17 protein-coding genes and 2 pseudogenes are annotated in these 18,056 nt (G+C 71.5%); 11 read left to right on the plus strand and 8 right to left on the minus strand.

The annotated features are described in order from the left end of the window. The first annotated feature begins 296 nt into the window (after positions 1-296). The 4 genes from phoU to ACWCPM_RS22510 all read left to right on the plus strand — a co-directional run bounded on the left by phoU (position 297) and on the right by ACWCPM_RS22510 (position 2,408). Positions 297-980 (plus strand): phosphate signaling complex protein PhoU, encoded by a 684-nt coding sequence (gene phoU, locus ACWCPM_RS22495; RefSeq protein WP_450978013.1) that lies wholly within the window; start codon positions 297-299, stop codon positions 978-980. Between the two features lie 132 nt (positions 981-1,112). Further along, on the plus strand, positions 1,113-1,280 hold the full coding sequence (locus tag ACWCPM_RS22500) for a hypothetical protein (protein WP_365444482.1): 168 nt from the start codon (positions 1,113-1,115) through the stop codon (positions 1,278-1,280). Between the two features lie 223 nt (positions 1,281-1,503). Then, the gene (locus ACWCPM_RS22505; RefSeq protein ID WP_450978014.1) at positions 1,504-1,776 is read left to right on the plus strand and encodes a hypothetical protein; all 273 of its coding nucleotides are present in this window, start codon (positions 1,504-1,506) and stop codon (positions 1,774-1,776) included. 221 nt (positions 1,777-1,997) lie between these two features. Then, positions 1,998-2,408 (plus strand): cupin domain-containing protein, encoded by a 411-nt coding sequence (locus ACWCPM_RS22510; RefSeq protein WP_450978015.1) that lies wholly within the window; start codon positions 1,998-2,000, stop codon positions 2,406-2,408. 146 nt (positions 2,409-2,554) lie between these two features. Here ACWCPM_RS22510 and ACWCPM_RS22515 read toward each other — a convergent pair whose 3' ends face one another. From ACWCPM_RS22515 to ACWCPM_RS22535, 5 genes and pseudogenes are all read right to left on the minus strand, one after another. After that, entirely contained in the window at positions 2,555-3,142 is a 588-nt protein-coding gene (locus ACWCPM_RS22515) for a hypothetical protein (protein ID WP_450978016.1), read from the minus strand. A gap of 277 nt (positions 3,143-3,419) precedes the next feature. Next, positions 3,420-3,641 carry a hypothetical protein gene (locus ACWCPM_RS22520; protein WP_450978017.1) on the minus strand — a complete coding sequence of 74 codons (222 nt, stop codon included), beginning with the start codon at positions 3,639-3,641 and terminating at the stop codon, positions 3,420-3,422. Between the two features lie 137 nt (positions 3,642-3,778). After that, positions 3,779-4,057, minus strand: a complete 279-nt coding sequence (locus ACWCPM_RS22525; protein WP_450978018.1) for a hypothetical protein — start codon at positions 4,055-4,057, stop codon at positions 3,779-3,781. A gap of 233 nt (positions 4,058-4,290) precedes the next feature. Beyond that, positions 4,291-4,581 carry a hypothetical protein gene (locus ACWCPM_RS22530; RefSeq protein ID WP_450978019.1) on the minus strand — a complete coding sequence of 97 codons (291 nt, stop codon included), beginning with the start codon at positions 4,579-4,581 and terminating at the stop codon, positions 4,291-4,293. A gap of 331 nt (positions 4,582-4,912) precedes the next feature. Next, a pseudogene (locus ACWCPM_RS22535) lies at positions 4,913-5,119 on the minus strand (hypothetical protein); the annotation flags it as partial. A 12-nt stretch (positions 5,120-5,131) separates the two neighbouring features. On the opposite strand from ACWCPM_RS22535, the pseudogene ACWCPM_RS22540 reads away from it, so the two are divergent. Beyond that, positions 5,132-5,380 (plus strand): annotated as a pseudogene (locus ACWCPM_RS22540) (tyrosine-type recombinase/integrase); the annotation flags it as partial. A gap of 76 nt (positions 5,381-5,456) precedes the next feature. Here the strand turns inward: ACWCPM_RS22540 and ACWCPM_RS22545 are convergent. Beyond that, positions 5,457-6,218, minus strand: a complete 762-nt coding sequence (locus tag ACWCPM_RS22545; protein ID WP_450978020.1) for a phosphoglyceromutase — start codon at positions 6,216-6,218, stop codon at positions 5,457-5,459. 231 nt (positions 6,219-6,449) lie between these two features. Between ACWCPM_RS22545 and ACWCPM_RS22550 the strand changes: the two genes are divergently transcribed. The 3 genes from ACWCPM_RS22550 (at position 6,450) to ACWCPM_RS22560 (ending at position 11,305) form a co-directional block, all read left to right on the plus strand. After that, positions 6,450-8,195 (plus strand): stealth family protein, encoded by a 1,746-nt coding sequence (locus ACWCPM_RS22550; RefSeq protein WP_450978021.1) that lies wholly within the window; start codon positions 6,450-6,452, stop codon positions 8,193-8,195. Positions 8,196-8,208: 13 nt separating this feature from the next. Further along, positions 8,209-9,975: a stealth conserved region 3 domain-containing protein gene (locus ACWCPM_RS22555; RefSeq protein ID WP_450978022.1), complete on the plus strand. Its 1,767-nt coding sequence runs from the start codon at positions 8,209-8,211 to the stop codon at positions 9,973-9,975. A 73-nt stretch (positions 9,976-10,048) separates the two neighbouring features. Next, on the plus strand, positions 10,049-11,305 hold the full coding sequence (locus ACWCPM_RS22560) for an MDR family MFS transporter (protein ID WP_450978023.1): 1,257 nt from the start codon (positions 10,049-10,051) through the stop codon (positions 11,303-11,305). 82 nt (positions 11,306-11,387) lie between these two features. On the opposite strand, the gene ACWCPM_RS22565 is transcribed toward ACWCPM_RS22560, so the two are convergent. Together ACWCPM_RS22565 and mshA are read right to left on the minus strand one after the other, a co-directional pair. Next, on the minus strand, positions 11,388-11,912 hold the full coding sequence (locus ACWCPM_RS22565; protein WP_450978024.1) for a YbjN domain-containing protein: 525 nt from the start codon (positions 11,910-11,912) through the stop codon (positions 11,388-11,390). 420 nt (positions 11,913-12,332) lie between these two features. Further along, positions 12,333-13,667 carry a D-inositol-3-phosphate glycosyltransferase gene (mshA, locus tag ACWCPM_RS22570; RefSeq protein WP_450978025.1) on the minus strand — a complete coding sequence of 445 codons (1,335 nt, stop codon included), beginning with the start codon at positions 13,665-13,667 and terminating at the stop codon, positions 12,333-12,335. Between the two features lie 240 nt (positions 13,668-13,907). On the opposite strand from mshA, the gene ACWCPM_RS22575 reads away from it, so the two are divergent. The 3 genes from ACWCPM_RS22575 (at position 13,908) to ACWCPM_RS22585 (ending at position 17,774) form a co-directional block, all read left to right on the plus strand. Then, positions 13,908-14,762, plus strand: a complete 855-nt coding sequence (locus ACWCPM_RS22575; protein ID WP_450978026.1) for a class I SAM-dependent methyltransferase — start codon at positions 13,908-13,910, stop codon at positions 14,760-14,762. A gap of 262 nt (positions 14,763-15,024) precedes the next feature. After that, positions 15,025-16,140: an NlpC/P60 family protein gene (locus ACWCPM_RS22580; RefSeq protein ID WP_450978027.1), complete on the plus strand. Its 1,116-nt coding sequence runs from the start codon at positions 15,025-15,027 to the stop codon at positions 16,138-16,140. A 284-nt stretch (positions 16,141-16,424) separates the two neighbouring features. Beyond that, on the plus strand, positions 16,425-17,774 hold the full coding sequence (locus ACWCPM_RS22585) for a PP2C family protein-serine/threonine phosphatase (protein WP_450978028.1): 1,350 nt from the start codon (positions 16,425-16,427) through the stop codon (positions 17,772-17,774). Positions 17,775-18,056: the final 282 nt, after the last annotated feature.

An 18,056-nucleotide genomic window follows, 5' to 3' on the forward strand; every position in this document is an offset into this window, starting at 1 on the left:
TAGGCATGCGCTACCCCTTACCCACAGCCGTCCGAGTGGGACCTCGAACACTCGTCGCCCAGAGTTCACCTTGGAGCCAGTATTGATTCATTTGGGATGGCCGAAACGGACGCGTAGGGACCGGAACGTGGGAGCGTGGGCTTCGCACCACCGGTTCACTACGGGGTCCCGGCACGACCGGCACTTCGGACGGGGTATCGGCATGCCCGGCACTTCGAACGGAGTTCCGGCATTCCCGGCACTTCGGAAGGCCCCCATTTTGAATCCCCCATGACATTCCACGAGAGGGAAACCTGATGCGGGACGCGTACCACGAGGAACTTGACTCGATCGGCGACGGCCTGGTCGAGATGGCCCGGCTGGTCGGGTCGGCGATCGGACGCGCCACGACGTCCATGCTCGACGCCGACCTGAAGCTGGCCGAAAGCGTCATCGAGGGCGACAAGAAGATCGACGACCTGCAGCACGACCTGGAGGCCCGGGCGATAGCCCTGCTGGCGCGGCAGCAGCCGGTGGCCACGGACCTGCGGATAGTGGTCACGTCACTGCGGATGAGCGCCGACCTGGAGCGCTCCGGCGACCTCGCCCAGCACGTCGCCAAGCTCGCCCGCCTCCGCTTCCCGGCGCGCGCCGTCCCGAACGACCTCCACGCGACGCTCCTGCAGATGGGCCAGCTCGCCCAGCGTCTGATGGCGAAGACCGCCGAGGTCATCATCACCAAGGACATCGACCTGGCGCTGCAGCTCGAGCAGGACGACGACGAGATGGACCAGCTGCACCGCACGCTCTTCCAGCACCTGATGGACGACCGCTGGAAGCACGGCATCGAGACGGCCGTCGACGTGACGCTGCTCGGCCGCTACTACGAGCGCTTCGCGGACCACGCGGTGGCGGTGGCCAAGCGCGTCGTCTTCCTCGTCACGGGCGAGCACGCGGACGAGCTCCAGACGGACGGCGTGCCGGGGGTGGAGGGAGCCTGAAGGCGGGGTGGAGGGGCCTGAAAGGGGCTCCCGAGGTCCGGCAGGGGCGCATTTCCGCCTCCGTGCGCCGTTGATGCGCCGGGAGAAGCGGGCATGGAATGAGCACAGGCACAGTGCCTTGAGGAGGGACCCATGGCTGAATCCCCCAGCACGCCCCGTACGACCACACCCGACCCCACGCAGGAACGCCCCACCGAGCAGCCCGCCGACATCAGGAGCCTCAACCTGATCGGCGCGTGCGGCTGCGGCTCGGGGTGCACGTGCGGGTGCCAGCAGGGCAACCCTTGCCAGTGCGGCTGAGGCCGTACTCGGAGTTGTCACGACGGTGAAGGGCCCCCGGCGAGAGCGCCGGGGGCCCTTCGCGTCGGCGCGCGGGAGACCGTCGGCGGTGACCGGCATGTCATCCTGTGCGATCCGGTGATTGCGGACCGGCTGTTCGTGAGGGGGGCGTATGGCTGTGCCCGCGGCAAGGGGACGCGTCCGACGGGTGCTTCGCGGCATCGGCTCGTTCTTGCGGGAGTCCGTGACCGAGGCGGTCGGGGAAGCGGTCCTGACGGTGGTTTCCTGTATCGCCGTGCTCGGGTTGGCGATGGCGTTCTTCTGGGGCTGGACACGCAATCCGCTTGCGGCCGGGGGCGTGGGGGGCGCCCTGCTGGCGTTCCTCGCCTACGGGGGCTGGGAGTTGATGCGCACCCCCGCGACGGTACGGCGTGGCCGGCCGGCAGGTGCCGCGGCGGTCGCGTTCGTCGTGGCGATCGTGATCGTGGTCTACAGCCTTGACTGTTACTGCTTCTGACATTTCGCCAGATGCGCATCGGAGCGGTCGCATTCGGGACGGCGCTTCCCGCCGTGCCGGGGCACCGCGCCGACGAGGACGCCCCAATTTCCCCCTCCCGCAGGTGAATTCGTCGAGACGCCGGACAGCCCGGGCGCGAACAGCCCTACTGCGCGGGGCTGTCACAAAGAGAGAGGCCGCCTTGTCCTCAGCCTCGGACAGTTCTCACTCCGGAGGAACACATGAGCGCTACGCACGCCCACCTGCCCCCAGGCATCGAGGTACTGACGACCCTGCCGGAGGCCGCGGCCGGCATCCCCGTCGGGGCCGAGGCCAGGACCATCCGGGTCACCCTGCAGCCCGGTGACACCGGCGCCCCGCCGCACCGGCACCCCGGCCCGATCTTCGGATACGTGACGCAGGGCGAGATCCTCTTCGAGCTGGAGGGGCAACCGCCCCGTGTGCTCAAGGCCGGTGAAGCCCTGTTCGAGCCCGGGGGCGACGTGATCCACTACCAGGGCGCCAACAACCTCCCGGACGCGGAGTCACAGTTGGTGGTGACGATGTTCGCCCCTCCCGGCACGCCCATTCTGACCGTGGTCAGCGCGGAGGAACTGGCCGAACGCAAGCATCTGCGGGCTCCCCGGTCATGACGACCTCCGCATGACGCACGTACCGGCGTACGCCGAAAGGCGGCGCCGGTATCCGCGCGAGGTCGGACGCCAGGTCCGCCGGCTGACGTGCCGCTGTCCGACGCCGTGGCGGAGGCCCGACGGGAACACGGTGCGGGGCTGACCGGTCAGAGCTGGTCGTCGACGCCCAGATCGGCGCGCATGGACTGCTTCAGTTCCCCGAGGCAGGGCCAGACCTCCTCGTGGAGTTCACCCTCGAAGGCCGCCAACTCCTGCGCGTAAGTGGAGGGTGCCGCTCCGCACTTCATGAGCTTGCCGTAGGCGGCGTTCAATCGCTTTTTCGCCGTGCTGGACGCGCGCAACACCGCGTCAGGAATGATCATCTGGGATTCCGCGTAACTGTCCCGGTAGACCAGCCTGCATGCCTCCAGCCTCTCCAGGGACGTGGCGACGTCCTCGCCGCGTTCAAGCGCGTAGAGGTGGTTGGTCATCGCCGTCAGGTACTGGCGTGAGGCGGTGTTCAAGGTGATGTAGCAGGTGCGCCGCCGTTCAAGGCTCTCGCGCTGCCGTTGTACGGCCTGCTCCGCCCTGAGCAGTTCCTGGGCGTGACCGCGCTCTTCGCGCCGCTGTTCAGCGGCGGCCTGGAGTTCCATGCGCTTGGTGCGGTCCGCGCGGTTCTGCGTCAGCAGCGCGGCCCCGAGCGTTCCCGCCACGCCCACCACGGCGATCAGCAACCCCACCCAACTGGCGCCCACACCGCCCCCTTCTGTACCGCCGGAAGACCTCGTACCGCCCAGCGGGCCCCGTATGCCTGCGTGGACCCTCGGACGTCCCCAGTCCACAACCGTCAGCCGTGAGGCAGGTCCCGCCCATCATGCCGGGCACACGAGCCCGGCATGAACCGAACGCGAGATGCTGACGGGCCGGCGGCAGGCTCACGCTTTCCGGCTGTGCCGGTGGGGTGCCGGTCGATGTACAGGGGCGTTCATCTGTGCTCACCTGTGTTCATCGACGGCTCAGTTGCAGGCGCCGTCAGGTGATCGACTGCATGGTCCCGTCAGGCAGCGCGCAGGCGTAGCCGGCGTAGGGGCGTGCAACGATCTGTCCACCGGCGGTCGTGCAGTCGTCCCTGGAGATGTTCGGGGACGAGGCGGCCCCGGCGGCGGCTGCCCCCGCGCCGACAATGCCGAAAGCGCTCACGCCGGCAAGGGTTGCCGCCGCCAGGGCGAGCCCCAGAATTCTTCGTATACGCATGACTTCCTCCTCCTCTCAGGCGCCTTCGTCCGGCCTTCGGGAAGGACAGGTCTCAAGACGACGGCGCCCTCCTCCTCAGGATGGGCGCTCTGCGGGAGGCCCGCGAGAGGAGGCCGGGCGAGTCCGCGCACGGGCCTCTAACGCGGTTCGTGAGCCGCCGCCCGGCAGGCACCGGTCGCGGCGCCGCCCGCCACTCCGGCCCCGGTCAGCCCGGTCACACAACTCTGCAGATCTCCGACCACGCCACGGCCGCACGCCGCTGTGACGGAGTCGGAAGCGGTGGCACCGGCCAGTTCGGCCATGCGCGTACAGGCGGGGATGTCCGCCCGGACCGTGGGAGCGGCGAGAACCGCGCCGCCGCCGAGGGTGAGGGTCAGGCCGGTGAGGGCACCGGCGACACGGGTCGACGTGCGCATATCACGCACCTGCCTTCCGGGTCGGTCGCACGGTCCTGGTCCCGGCGGGCCGGATCCGCGCGGTAGGGCCGCCTGGCGCCGCTCGGTGAGCGGTGCCCCCCGGTCGTCGGACTCAGGAACTGACCGGGCCCCTCACTCCAGCGTCGCATCCTCTCCCCCGGCCGTCCTGGGCACCGGGGAGCGGCCGCGCTGAGTGACCGCGCTTGCGCGAATTTCCGGCCGGAGACTCAGCCCTAGAGCAGGTTGTAGACGAGACCCACGACGAGGAAGTACCCCAGATAGGAGGCGAGTACCACGCCCAGCATCGCCAGGAACTTGACCGGCGTCCCGAACGACTTACGGGCGAGGGAGAGGTTCGCGAAGAGGCCCGCCGCCCCGATGAGCCCGCCTATCGCCCCGCCTACCGGCAGCAGGACGATCGGCACGATCGAGAGGACCAACTGCCACCAGGCCAGCCCCCTGAACTTGGCCCACGGATCCGGCTTGCCGAGCGAGTTCTTTCCGAGGTCGGGGATCTGCTGCATGTGCGGGAAACCTTCGTTCTTTCATCATGATCGTGGTGAACCGTCAGGATGCGGGTGACGGACCCGCCGGGCAACAACGCGCTGACAACGGTTTGCCTACGAAAATCGGCTGTCAACGGCCGGCTCGGCGCCCTTGCCCGCGCATCCGGTCCGTCCGGGGCGCGTCCTTCGGATCAGCCCGCGGTGCCGACCGCCCCGGCCACGCCGGGATCGGGCCTCCTACTACCGACCGACCCCTGCCAGAGCGCGCGTCGGCGCAGCGCGGGCGGAGCGGGCAGCGCGGAGCCGGGAACACGCGTGGATCTGCTGCGTGTTCGGGTGACAGGTTCGGTCACGCGACCTGGAGGCCCGGTGTGATCATGACGGTTTCGCATTCGACGGTGCTCAGGCGGCCGAGTGCGGCCTGTCCGCGACGTCGGTAACAGGTCCGCTCGATCCAGGTCACGATCGCGAACCGCAGTTCTTCACGGGTGGTCCGGCTCCGGCGGTCGAGGACGTTCTTCTGCAGCAGGCTGACGAAGGACTCCACGGCCGCGTCCGGGCGCCGATCGTCGTCCCCGAAGCCAAGAGCCGCGAGTACGCCGCCGCGCGCGAGCACCGCATGCACGCACTCCGGCACTTCTCTGCGTCCGTGCTCCTGGACCCCGGAGAGAGCATCAAGGCTCTCGCGGAGTACCTCGGGCACTCCGACCCGGGCCTGACTCTGAAGGGGTACGCGCACCTCATGCCGAGCAGCCGCGACCGGGCCCGCAAAGCACTCGGTCAGGCGCTCCGGCCGCCGCAGGACCCGCCGCGCTGAGGTCCCACAGTGGGCCAGGCCGCGAAAATGCCCCCGCCCGCGCCGTATGCGCAGATCGGGGGCATGATCACAAAAGCTACTTCTTCTTGCCCTGGTTCTTGACCGCCTCGATCGCGGCCGCCGCCGCGTCCGCGTCAAGGTACGTGCCGCCGGGGACGACCGGCTTGAAGTCGGCGTCGAGCTCGTAGGAGAGCGGGATGCCCGTCGGGATGTTCAGGCCCGCGATGTCGGCGTCCGAGACGCCGTCCAGGTGCTTGACCAGGGCGCGCAGGGAGTTGCCGTGGGCGGCGACGAGGACCGTGCGGCCGGTGAGGAGGTCCGGGACGATGGCGTCGAACCAGTACGGGAGCATGCGGACGACGACGTCCTTCAGGCACTCCGTCTGCGGGCGGATCTCCGGTGGGAGGGTCGCGTAGCGCGGGTCGGAGAACTGGGAGTACTCGGCGTCGCGGTCCAGCGCCGGCGGCGGGGTGTCGTACGAACGGCGCCACAGCATGAACTGTTCCTCGCCGAACTCGGCGAGCGTCTGCGCCTTGTCCTTGCCCTGCAGGGCGCCGTAGTGGCGCTCGTTCAGGCGCCACGAGCGGTGGACCGGGATCCAGAGGCGGTCGGCGGCCTCCAGGGACAGCTGCGCCGTGCGGATGGCGCGCTTCTGGAGGGACGTGTGGACCACGTCGGGCAGCAGGCCGGCGTCCTTGAGCAGCTCACCGCCGCGCGTCGCCTCCTTCTCCCCCTTCGGGGTGAGGTTGACGTCCACCCAGCCGGTGAACAGGTTCTTCTCGTTCCACTCGCTCTCGCCGTGGCGGAGGAGGATCAGCTTGTACGGTGCGTCGGCCATGGGTTCGAGCCTACCTAAGCCCCCGAACGAGGCGAGCGGCCCGAGGGGTGACGGCCGAAAGGGGCCCCCTGTGGTCTGAAGCACCCACCCGCCGTGTCCACCTTCCGGCTGAATTTTTGGTTAACTCCTAGAAACCATCCCCCGCCGTCGGCCGTCTGGTAATCGCAGGACGGGTGTGGGGGTACACGAAGAGGAGCTTTGAACGTGACCGTGCGTTCCTTTGCGCGGCGGATGAAACCGCGAGTCGAGCGGAAGGCCGCCGAGCGGGTGTGGCAGCTGCGTACCATGCGGCGGCGCCGCAGAGCAGCGGTCGGTGATCCCGTCCTGCGCCCGGTGGCCGTGCGAGGCCAGCAGCTGTACGGCCGGGTCGTGACCCGGTTCACGGCCGCCGAAGCCGCCGCCTCCAACCTCGACCTGGTGGTCTCGACGCTGGAGCAGGAGGGGATCTCGTACTTCCTCGTGCCGGTCTCTTCCACCCGGCACACCGTCGGTGTGAACGCCGTGGACCGGGAGCGGTTGCTCACCGCCCTGGAGACGCGGTACGCCGGCCAGCCCGTGTTCATCGGCAGGCCGGTCTCCGGTGGTCAGCTCAAGCACCCCGCGATGTTCCTGGACGGGGTACTGCCGGCCAAACTGCGCAGGGCCCCCGTGCTGCGGATCGGCGAGAACCACCTCGGGCCCGCCGGCCAGCTGCTCGCCGGTCCCGAGCTGGCCTGCGACGTCGAGTTCTGGGAGGACGGGGCCGCGCTGCTCGCCACCGAGCAGGGGGAGCAGCGCCTGGCGCAGGTGCAGCCGCAGGCTTCGGAGGACGTCTTCCGCGAGTCCCTGATCACGCCGCGCAACAACGGCGTCACGGATGTGCTGCCGGCCTCCGAGCAGGAGACCGTCACGGTGCGGGTCGGCGACCGCGAGCTGCCGAGCTTCGCCGCGCTCACCCTGCCGACCGTGAATCGCGTCACGTTCCCGGTGGACGTCGTCTACACGTGGGTCGACGGCGAGCAGCCGGAGATGCGGGCCAAGCGGGCGCGGTACCAGGAGCGCGGCACGGCCGAGATCCTGGACAAGGAGACCAACGCCTCCCGCTACACGAGCCATGACGAGCTGAAGTACTCGCTGCGCTCTCTGGCGATGTACGCCGACTTCGTCCGGCACATCTACATCGTCACCGACGGCCAGAAACCGCACTGGCTCGACGATTCGGTCGAGGGCATCACGGTCGTCGACCACCGCGACATCTTCCCCGAGGACGTCCTGCCGGTCTTCAACTCGCACGCGATCGAGACCCGGCTGCACCACATCCCGGGGCTGTCGGAGCACTACCTGTACTTCAACGACGACGTGTTCGTCGGCCGCCGGATCACCCCGGAGCACTTCTTCCACGGCAGCGGCCTGATGAAGATCCCGGTGTCGCCGCTGAAGATCGGTGTCGGCAAGCCGCACGCCGAGGAGACGGCCACGAACTCCGCCAGCAAGAACGTCCGCGCGCTGCTGCTGGAGAAGTACGGCCGGATGACGACGAACAACTTCATGCACACCCCGCTGCCTCAGCGGCGCGAGACGCTGCTGGCGCTGGAGGAGCTGTTCCCGCAGGACGTCACCCGGACCATGGCGTCCCGCTTCCGCTCGCCCACGGACATCGCCATGACGGCGCCGCTGCTGTACCAGTACGCGCTGATGACGGGCCAGGGTGTACCGGGCAGGTTCGGTTTCCGGTACGTCAACATCAGCCGCCCGGACGCCGTCGACCGCCTGGACGACCTGCGCCAGAACCGCCGGTTCGACTTCTTCTGCCTGAACGACGTCGACGTGCCGCCGCAGGAGCGGGAGCGGGTCGGCCGCCGGATGAACCAGTTCCTGGAGAACTACTTCCCGTTCCCGAGCCCCTACGAGAAGCGGGACGGAAAGCAGGACGGGACGCAGAAGGCGGCGCGGAGCGGGTCGCGGCAGCCGGCCGCCCCCTCCGAGCGGCAGAGCTGACCGGACGCGAGCCATGGGAATCCGTCATCGTTTCGCGGCGCCCCCGGGTCTGAGGGCCGCCCGGGACCTCGCGCTGCGCGTCCGGCTGCGGCTGCGTGCCCGGCTCTGGGCGCTGCGCGCGTCCCGGGCCCGCCGGGGGCTGCGGGCCGACGTCCCCGGCCTGCACCGGGTCGCCTGCGGCCCGTCGTGGCTGTACGGACGTACGGTCACCGGCTACACCGCCGCGGACGCCGCCGCCACGGATCTGGAGCGCGTGTGCGCGCTGCTGGAGGCGGCCGGCGTGCCGTACTTCCTGGTCCCCGCCGACCAGGGGCACGCCGGTCCGCGCCAGGCGATCGGCGTCGAGCGGACGCATCGCGGCACGGTGCTGGACGCCGCCGCGCGGCACTTCGCCCGCACGGCCGCGTTCGTCGGCGCCGTCGGTCCGGACGGCACCGTCGCCATGGCGGTGCTGTGGGCCGACGGGGCGCTGCCGAAGGAGCTGCGGAGGGCGTCGGTGCTGCGGACCGGCGAGGTACGCCTCGGCCCGCAGGGGCAGGTGCTCGGCGGTCTGGAGTCGGGGTGCGACATCGAGTTCTGGCGGCTCGGCCGGGACCTGGGCGCGGATCCCGGCCATCTGACCGTGCCCGGCGGGCAGCTGCCGGACGCCTTCGAGACGGCGCTCGTCGCGCCGCGCCGCAACCCGGTCTCGGAGGTGCTCCCGGTGTCGGCGCAGCGGCCGGCCGTGGTGGAGGTCCGGCGCCGGAGCGTGCCGACGTTCGCCCCGTTCGCCGAGCCGCGCATCGACGAGGTGTGCTTCCCCGTGGACGCCGTCTACACCTGGGTCGACGGCGCGGACCCGGCGATGGCCGCGAAGCGCCGCACCCACCAGGCGGCCTCCGAGAACGTCATCGCCCCGCGCGAGACCGGCGACTCCCGCTACACCAGCCATGACGAGCTGAAGTACGCGCTGCGCTCGCTGGAGATGAACGCCGGGTTCGTCCGGCACGTCTACCTGGTGACCGACTCGCAGGTCCCCGACTGGCTGGATCCCGAGGCGGAGGGCCTGACCGTCGTCGACCACCGGGAGATCCTCCCGGCCGAGGCGCTCCCGGTCTTCAATTCGCACGCCATCGAGAGCCGGCTCCACCACATCCCTGGCCTGTCGGAGCGCTATCTCTACTTCAACGACGACGTCTTCATCAACCGCCCGGTGCGTGCGGAGCACTTCTTCCACGGCAACGGCATCGCCCGCATCCCGCTGTCCCCGCTGAAGCTCGGGATCGGCGACCCGCACCCGCAGGAGCCGGCCCCGAACTCCGCAGGGAAGAACACCCGCGAGGTGATCCGGCGCTTCCACGGCCGCCAGATCACGCACAAGTCGCTGCACACCCCGCATCCGCAGCTGATGTCCGTGATGCGGGAGATGGAGCAGCTCGGCGTCGAGGAGCTGGAGCGGACCTCGTACTCGCGGTTCCGCTCCACCACCGACGTCGCCCCGGCGTCCACGCTGCATCACCACTGGGCGATCGCCACCGGCCGGGCCGTACCGGCGGCCTACCGCTTCCGTTACGTCCAGCTGGGCACGCCGGACATGCGGCGCCGGCTGGCCCGTCTGGAGGCGGGTGAGGACATCGACTTCTTCTGCCTGAACGACGTGGACACCGACCCGGCGGAGCGGGCGGCGGCCCAGGCGGCCATCCACGCCTTCCTGGAGCGGAAATACCCGTTCGCCAGTCGCTTCGAACGGGCGGCGGAAGTCGCCGAGCGGCCCTCTCGATTGACGCTTCCCGTCAATTGAGTGGCGGGCCCACGGATCCCCTTCGTAAGTTGTCAGCACCGCTTGCGCCGCTTACAGCTGTGGGGGATCCGTGATGTCGTCAGTCACCATGAGACGTGTGGTCCGGGAGAGCGTCTCAGGGCTCCCCCGCGAGTTCTGGTGGCTGTGGACCAGCACGCTGATCAACCGGCTCGGCGGGTTCGTGGCCACCTTCATGGCGTTGTACCTGACCCTCGAGCGCGGCCACTCCGCCTCGTACGCCGGACTGGTCGCCGCGCTGTACGGCCTGGGCGGCGTCGTCCTGTCCCTCGGTGGCGGCGTCATGGCCGACCGGCTCGGGCGGCGGCCCACGCTGCTCATCTCCCAGTCGTCCATGGCGGTGTCGGTCGCGCTGCTCGGGTTCGTGGAACACCCCGCGGCCATCGCCGCCGTCGCCTTCCTGGTGGGCGCCGCCTCCAGTGCCTCCCGGCCCGCGGTGCAGGCGATGATGGCCGACATCATCCGTCCCGAGGACCGCGTCCGCGCGTTCTCGTTGAACTACTGGGCGATCAACCTCGGCTTCGCGGTCTCCTCCACCGCGGCAGGCTTCATCGCCGAGGTCAGCTACCGCGCCGGCTTCCTGATCGAGGCCGGTATGACGATGGCCTGCGCGCTCGTCGTCTTCGTGAAGCTGCCGGAGTCCAGGCCCGAGCGGACGGCCGCGGTGCGGCAGGCCGACACCGTCTCGCTGGGCACGGTGCTGCGCGACGGCCGTTTCATGGGCGTGGTCGGGCTGTCGTTCCTGCTGGCGCTGATCTTCCAGCAGGGCTCGGTCGGCCTGCCGATCGCCATGGGCGAGGCCGGGTTCACGCCCGCCGACTACGGCATGGCCCTCGCCGTCAACGGCGTACTGATCGTCGCGCTCCAGATCCCGGTCACCCGGTTCATCGAGCACCGCGACCCCCGGCGGCTGCTGATCGTCTCGTCCCTGCTCGCCGGGTACGGCTTCGGCCTCACGGCGTTCGCCGGCTCGGTCGGCCTCTTCGCGCTCACCGTCTGCGTGTGGACCCTCGCCGAGATCGTCATGGCGCCCACCCAGTCGGGCCTCGTGGTCGCCCTCTCCCCGGACCAGGGGCGCGGTCGCTACCAGGGCATGCACACCATGTCCTGGTCCGTCGCCGGCATGATCGCCCCGCTGGTGTCGGGCCTCGTCATCGACCGGTACGGCGCGCAGTGGCTGTGGGGGATCTGCGCGGTGGTCGGTACGGCGGCGGCGCTCGGGTACGGCGTCCTGATGCGCCGGCTGCCCCGGCGGGAGCCGGCCGTCGCCGGGGCGCCTTCCCCGGCGAAGTCCGAGGTGGGCGCCGCGTGACCACGGGGCGATACGGCTGGGCCAGATCCAGCTCAGCCGTCCGCACCGCCCGTACCGCCGCCGCCCGGTTGCCCCCGGGGCGCTACGGCGTGGGCCCGCCGCCCTCCGGTCCCTCGCGCCGAGTCAGGTGCGCGAAGGCCTCCAGGTTGCGGGTCGACTCACCGCGCGAGACGCGCCACGCGTACTCCTTGCGGATCGCGGAGGCGAAGCCCATCTCCAGAAGGGTGTTGAAGGCGCCGTCGGCGGCCTGGAGGATCTGGCCGAGCAGCCGGTCGATGTCGTCCTCGGTGACGGCGGCCAGCGGCAGCTTGCCGGTGACGTAGATGTCGCCGAGCGGGTCGACGGCGTAACTGACGCCGTACAGCTTGAGGTTGCGCTCCAGGAGCCAGCGGTGGACGGCGGGTTCGTTCTCGTCGGGGTGGCGGATCACGAAGGCGTTCAACGACAGGGAGTGGCGTCCCGCGATCAGGGACACCGTGGTCGAGAGCTTGCGGGTGCCGGGGAGCTTGACCACGTAGTGGCCCGGCGTGGGGCTCTCCCACTCCAGTTCGGCGTCCTTGAACACGCCCTCGATGACCTGCGCGGCCCGCTGCTCTGCATCGCCCATGGCCGCAGCGTACGTCAGCGGGGGCATGCCGGAGCGGGCCATGGGGCCGCCGGCCGCGGTGGGCGCAGGGCAGTCAAGCCCAGCGAGCCCGGCACGGCCGGCCGCGGGGGGCCCGGGGCAGTCCGGCCCAGCAAGCCCGGCACCGCCGGCCGCGGGGGCCCGGGGCAGTCCGGCCCAGCAAGCCCGGCACCGCCGGCCGCGGGGGGCCCGAGGGCCGTCGGCCGCCGTGCACCCGGCACCGCCGGCCCCGGCAGCCCGGAACCCTCGACCGCAACCCGCCCGGCCACCGCCGACCGCCGTACGCCCGCAACAGCCCGCCGCCGACCGCCGTACACCCGCAACGGCTCGCCCCCAGCAGCCCGGGGCCGGCAACCGCAGCGGGCCCGGGCCGTCAGCCTCACCAGGCCCGGACCGTCGGCCTCAGCAGGCCCGGGACCGGCGGCGGTGGGACTGCAGGGCCTCCGCGTAGACCTCCGCCGTGGCGGCGGCCGAGGCGTCCCAGCCGAAGGAGCGGGCGTGGTGGGCGGCGGCCGTGCCCAGCCGTGAGCACAGGTGCGGATCGTCGGCGAAGTCACGCAGCACACGCGCGTAGGCCGCCGGATCGTGCCCCTGGACGAGGAACCCGGTGTCGCCGTCCCGCACGGCCACCGGCAGTCCGCCGACCGCGGCGGCCAGCACCGGCGTACCGGCCGCCTGCGCCTCTATGGCGACGAGCCCGAACGATTCGCTGTACGACGGCATGACCAGCACGGACGCGGCCCGGAACCAGTCGGCGAGCTGGTCCTGGCCGACCGGCGGGCGGAAGCGTACGACGTCGGTGATGCCCAGCCGCGCGGCCAGCTTCTGCAGACCCTCCGGCTTGGCGAGGCCGCTGCCGCTGGGGCCGCCGACGACCGGGACGACCAGCCGGGAGCGCAGGTCGGGGCGCTCGTCGAGCAGGACGGCGACCGCGCGGAGCAGCACGTCGGGGGCCTTCAGGGGCTGTATGCGGCCCGCGAAGAGGGGGATCAGCGCGTCCTGCGGCAGGCCCAGGCGGGCGCGCGCGGCGGCGCGGCCGTCGGCCGGGTGGAAGCGGTCGAGGTTGACGCCCGGGTGGACCACGGCGACCTTGGCCTGGGCGGCGGCGTAGTGCCGTACCAGCTCGCCCGCCTCCTCGGCGGTGTTGGCGATCAGCCGGTCCGCGGCGGCCACGATCTGGGTCTCGCCGATGACACGGGCGGCGGGCTCGGGGGTGTCGCCGTCGGCGAGGTTGGCGTTCTTGACCTTGGCCATGGTGTGCATGGCGTGTACCAGGGGGACGCCCCAGCGCTGGGCGGCGAGCCAGCCGACGTGGCCGGAGAGCCAGTAGTGCGAGTGGACGAGATCGTAGTAGCCGGGGCGGTGGCCCGCCCAGGCCTGCATCACGCCGTGCGTGAAGGCGCACAGCTGGGCCGGCAGGTCCTCCTTGGCGAGGCCCTCGTAGGGTCCGGCGTCGACGTGCCGGACGAGGACACCGGGGGCGAGCTCCACGGCGGGCGGGAGGGCGCCGGTGGTCGCGCGGGTGAAGATCTCGACCTCGATGTCGAGGGCGGCCAGACGCTGCGCGAGTTCCACGATGTAGACGTTCATGCCGCCGGCGTCGCCGGTGCCGGGCTGGTGGAGCGGTGAGGTGTGCACGGAGAGCATGGCCACGCGGCGTGCGCGCCGGTGCCCCAGACGGAGCCGCGAGGGGGACGCCGGCGAGCGGCGACCGAGCCTGCTGACGTAATGGCTCACGTGCCGTTCCTCCCTGCTGCGGGCATGCCTGACCGAGGGCACCGGGCCCTCCGACCCTGTCCAACACCGGAGGTCCGTGCCCCATTTCCGGACAGTGGTTTTTTGCTGAATCATTACCGCATCTCGCTCAACCGTTCGAGGCGGAGGCGCGTTCTGTCCACACCGGGGCGGAGACGTCCGGTGGAGCACACCCCGGGTGCTCCGGTGGAGCACACCTCAGGCGCCCATACCCTCGTAGGCATGACAGCCCGCGCAGCGCCCCCGCCCCACCCTCGGCCCCGCCCGAGCAGGGGGACCTCCGTCGTGGGCACCGTGACGCGCGGGACGACCCATCCGAACCGGCTGCGGCGCATGGACCGCTGGATCGCTGCCACGCACGGCCACGAGCTGCGCCGCGCCGGCTCCCCGGTCGCCGTCGACCTCGGCTACGGCGCCGCCCCCTGGACCGCCGTCGAACTCCTGACCCGCCTGCGCGCGGCCGCACCGCACGCGCGCGTGGTCGGCGTCGAGATCGAACCCGCGCGCGTGGCCGCCGCGCAGCCCTACGCGCGCGAGGGACTCGCCTTCTGGCACGGCGGCTTCGAGATCCCGCTCCCCCGGCGGCCCCACCTCATCCGCGCGGCCAACGTCCTGCGCCAGTACGACGAGGCACAGGTCGCCGACGTCTGGGAACGGCTGTGCGCACGCCTCGCGCCCGCCGATCCGTCGGCCGGCTCACGAGGGGGGCTGCTCGTCGAGGGCACCTGCGACGAGATCGGGAGGCGGCACGTGTGGGTCGCGCTCGGCCCGGAGGGTCCCCGCACGGTGACCTTCGCGACCCGCCTCGGTTCCCTGGAGCGCCCCTCGGACCTGGCGGAACGCCTGCCCAAGGCGCTGATCCACCGCAACGTCCCCGGTGAGCCGGTACACGCCTTCCTGCGCGACTTCGACCGCTCCTGGGCCGCCGCGGCGCCCTACGCCTCGTACGGCGCGCGCCAGCGCTGGATCCGCACCGTGCGCGACCTGACGGCCGACTGGCCGGTGACGGACGGTCCGGCACGCTGGCGGCAGGGGGAAATGACCGTCGCCTGGGAGGCGTTGGCGCCGCGTAGGTGACGGCCCCGTCCGCCGCCCGGCGTGAACAGCGCCCCGACGGCGTTGGCGCCCCGGCCGTTCGGCCTTTCCCTCCCGTTCTCCCGGCGCGCCGGTTCACGCGGAACGATCTCGGTGAGTCGTTCGTCACAAAAGGCGGGGGGATCGTCGTGCGACGGCCGGAATGGGGGAGGCAGTCACTGCCTCTGTCGTTTTGCGCCACGGCATGGCACGATCGCCCGGGCGATCAATGTTACTGACGGGCCATCAGCTTGGGGGCAGGGGTATGGCGAGGGGCAAGCGCGGCCTGATCGCGGCAGCGGTGACCGTGGTCTGCGCCGTCACCGTGCTGGCGGCACCCGGAGCGGCGTTCGCGGCACCCGCACCGCCCCCCACCCCCTCCACGAACCCGTCCACGAACCCCGGCACGGGCCCGGGTTCGGCCCCCGCGACGAACGAGGAACTGGAAGCGGTCCGCGAGCAACTCGACATCCTCTACCGCGAGGCCGCCTCGGCCACCGACGCCTACAACGCGGCGGAGGAGAAGGCCGAGCAGCAGTCCGCCGAGATCGTCGCGCTCGCCAAGCTGATCGTCGAAGGCAAGGAGAAGCTCGCCGAGTTGAGGAAGCGCGCCGGCTCCGCGGCCGCCGCCCAGTACCGCTCCGGCGGCCTCCCGCCCGAGGCACATCTGATGCTCAGCGACGACCCTGGCGAGTTCCTCGACGGCACCAGCCGGGTCCGCCAGGGCGAGCGCGCCACCAAGCATCTGCTGCAGGAGCTGACCCGCACCCAGCAGGACTTGGAGCAGTACGCCCAGGACGCCTCCGCCCAGTGGAAGAAGCTGGAGGCGGGCCGCAAGGCGAAGGCCGCCGCCCGGAAGAAGATCGAGCAGCGGATCGCGGCGGCCAAGAAGCTGGAGTCCCAGCTGGAGAAGGAGGAGAAGAAGCGCCTCGCGGAGCTGGAGGCACGTGCCGCCTACGAGGCGCAGACCGCCTGGCTCGGCTCCGGCGTCCTCGACGGGATCGACGGAACGGCTACCGAGCAGGGCAGGAAGGCCGTGAAGTTCGCGACCCGGCAGATAGGCAAGGCGTACGAATGGGGCGCCGAGGGCCCGAGGACGTACGACTGTTCCGGGCTGACCTCGCAGGCCTGGGCGGCGGCCGGCAGCGCCATCCCGCGCACCTCGCAGGAGCAGTGGAAACAGCTGCGGCACATCGCCGTGAAGGACATGCGGCCCGGCGACCTGATCATCTATTTCGGCGACGCCAGCCACGTCGGGATGTACGTGGGTGACGGCGCGATGGTGCACGCCCCACGGCCGGGACGGACGATCACGATCGCGGGGGCCGGATCGATGCCGATCCTGGGCGTCGTACGCCCCGAGACGGCCCGGGCGGACTGAGCGTCCGGGCCGCAACGCCCCACGAATCACGGTGACGTGGCCCACGTGACCCACCCCACGCCCGTTCGCGGCGGGCCGTCCACGGACGTGAGCTTTGTCATCAGGGACCGGGCGGCGTCCTGTCCAACTGCGATACGGATCGCGGCATATGACAGTGGCCGACCCCCGAGCGGCGCGCCTCACACCATTCCGCTGCGGCGCCGACACCCGCTATGGTCCCGGTCGGTGGGTCGAGGTCCCTCGCACCCGCCATGCCCTCGGGGGGAGGGAAGGAACCCAGGACAATGCCCGTACCCGTACCGCGGCAGAGAGCGATCCCGGCCGTGGAAAGTGGTCAGGCGCAGGCCGCGCCCGCAGTCCGCGGCCTCTCCGGTGCATCCGGTGATCCCGGTACTGAGGCTCCGCGCAAGGAAGCGCACACGGAAGAGAAGGCCCAGACGACCACCGGCGCGACCACGGACACCAACCTCACACTGCTGCTGATCGAGGACGACCCCGGCGGCTCACCGATCGTGCCGGAACTGCTCGACCAGTCCGGCAAGCCGATCCGGATCCGTACCGCCCGCAACCTCACCGAGGCCGCGCGGCTGCTGACCGACGACGTCCACTGCATCCTGCTGGACCTCGCACTGTCCGCTCCCGGCCGGTCCGAGGACAGCGACGACGAGCTCCACGTCCTGCGGCACGTGCTGGAGCTGGCGCCCCGGCACGCCGTCCTCGCCCTCACCGCGTCCGGCGATGCCGAGCGCGGTGCCGAGGCGGTGCGCGTGGGCGCCCAGGACTATCTGTTCCGCGACGAGCTGGACGGCCGGCTGCTGGGCCGCGCGATCCGCTACGCCGTGGAGAGGAAACGTTCCGACACGGCCGAGCGACGGCTCGCCGAGGGCCGGCTGCGAGCCCAGGAGAACCGCCGGCTGGAACGCGGTCTGCTGCCCACGCCGCTGCTGCACGGCTCCCCGCTGCGCTTCGCCGCCCGCTACCGCCCCGGCCGCTCGCGCGCGCTGCTCGGCGGCGACTTCTACGACGTCGTGCGCACGCCGGACGGCACCGTGCACGCCATGATCGGCGACGTCTGCGGGCACGGCCCCGACGAGGCCGCGCTCGGCGTGGAGCTGCGCATCGCCTGGCGCGCGCTGACGCTGGCGGGTCTGTGCGGCGACCAGCTGCTGAACACCCTCCAGCAGGTGCTGGAGCACGAACGCCCGGACGAGGAGATCTTCGCGACCCTGTGCACGGTCGACATAGCGCCGGACGGGCGCCGGGCGGGCTTGTGCCTGGCCGGTCACCCGGCCCCGCTGGTCGCCCGCCCCGGTCGCGCGCCGCGGCTGCTGCCGAACGACAACAACGGCCCCGCACTCGGCCTGCTGCCGGGCGCGCGCTGGCCGCGGACGCAGGTGGAGCTGGGCCGGGAGTGGAGCCTGATGCTCTACACCGACGGCCTGATCGAGGGCCGTGTCGGCGAGGGCCGCGAGCGGCTCGGCCAGGAGGGCATGGTGGAGATGATCAGCCGCCAGCTGTCCGAGGGACTGCGCGGGGAACGGCTGCTGCGCGAGGCCGTCAACGAGGTGCGGGAGCTCAACGGCGGCGAACTCACCGACGACGTGGCGGTGCTGCTGCTGGACCGGGTGCCCTAGCGACGACGACCGCCGGGCGCGGGCGACAGGGCCCGCGCCGCGCGCGGACAGGGCCACGCCGTGCGGGTACGGCCACGTCACCCCTGGGACCGGCGTCCGCCCCTGCGGCCCACGTCGGCCGCCACGGCCCGCGTCACGCGCGAGCGAGGCCCCGCTCCGTGCGGGCAGGACCACGCCGACGTGCGAGGTACGGGCTTCGGCCGTCGACAGCCCGCGCCACGCTCCTCGGGCCACGCGGTGCGGGTACGGCCACGTCGCCCCCGGGGCCCGCGTCCGACCCTG

The organism is Streptomyces sp. NPDC002309 (assembly GCF_053593375.1).

What these genes read in the sequence shown, in the direction of transcription:
- ACWCPM_RS22545 (WP_450978020.1), bottom strand. Translation starts at nt 6,218, where the DNA reads ATGGCCGACGCACCGTACAAGCTGATCCTCCTCCGCCACGGCGAGAGC.
- ACWCPM_RS22555 (WP_450978022.1), top strand. Translation starts at nt 8,209, where the DNA reads ATGGGAATCCGTCATCGTTTCGCGGCGCCCCCGGGTCTGAGGGCCGCC.
- ACWCPM_RS22525 (WP_450978018.1), bottom strand. Translation starts at nt 4,057, where the DNA reads ATGCGCACGTCGACCCGTGTCGCCGGTGCCCTCACCGGCCTGACCCTC.
- ACWCPM_RS22500 (WP_365444482.1), top strand. Translation starts at nt 1,113, where the DNA reads ATGGCTGAATCCCCCAGCACGCCCCGTACGACCACACCCGACCCCACG.
- ACWCPM_RS22565 (WP_450978024.1), bottom strand. Translation starts at nt 11,912, where the DNA reads ATGGGCGATGCAGAGCAGCGGGCCGCGCAGGTCATCGAGGGCGTGTTC.
- ACWCPM_RS22550 (WP_450978021.1), top strand. Translation starts at nt 6,450, where the DNA reads ATGAAACCGCGAGTCGAGCGGAAGGCCGCCGAGCGGGTGTGGCAGCTG.
- ACWCPM_RS22580 (WP_450978027.1), top strand. Translation starts at nt 15,025, where the DNA reads ATGGCGAGGGGCAAGCGCGGCCTGATCGCGGCAGCGGTGACCGTGGTC.
- ACWCPM_RS22585 (WP_450978028.1), top strand. Translation starts at nt 16,425, where the DNA reads ATGCCCGTACCCGTACCGCGGCAGAGAGCGATCCCGGCCGTGGAAAGT.
- ACWCPM_RS22560 (WP_450978023.1), top strand. Translation starts at nt 10,049, where the DNA reads ATGTCGTCAGTCACCATGAGACGTGTGGTCCGGGAGAGCGTCTCAGGG.
- ACWCPM_RS22575 (WP_450978026.1), top strand. Translation starts at nt 13,908, where the DNA reads ATGACAGCCCGCGCAGCGCCCCCGCCCCACCCTCGGCCCCGCCCGAGC.
- phoU (WP_450978013.1), top strand. Translation starts at nt 297, where the DNA reads ATGCGGGACGCGTACCACGAGGAACTTGACTCGATCGGCGACGGCCTG.
- ACWCPM_RS22520 (WP_450978017.1), bottom strand. Translation starts at nt 3,641, where the DNA reads ATGCGTATACGAAGAATTCTGGGGCTCGCCCTGGCGGCGGCAACCCTT.
- ACWCPM_RS22530 (WP_450978019.1), bottom strand. Translation starts at nt 4,581, where the DNA reads ATGCAGCAGATCCCCGACCTCGGAAAGAACTCGCTCGGCAAGCCGGAT.
- ACWCPM_RS22510 (WP_450978015.1), top strand. Translation starts at nt 1,998, where the DNA reads ATGAGCGCTACGCACGCCCACCTGCCCCCAGGCATCGAGGTACTGACG.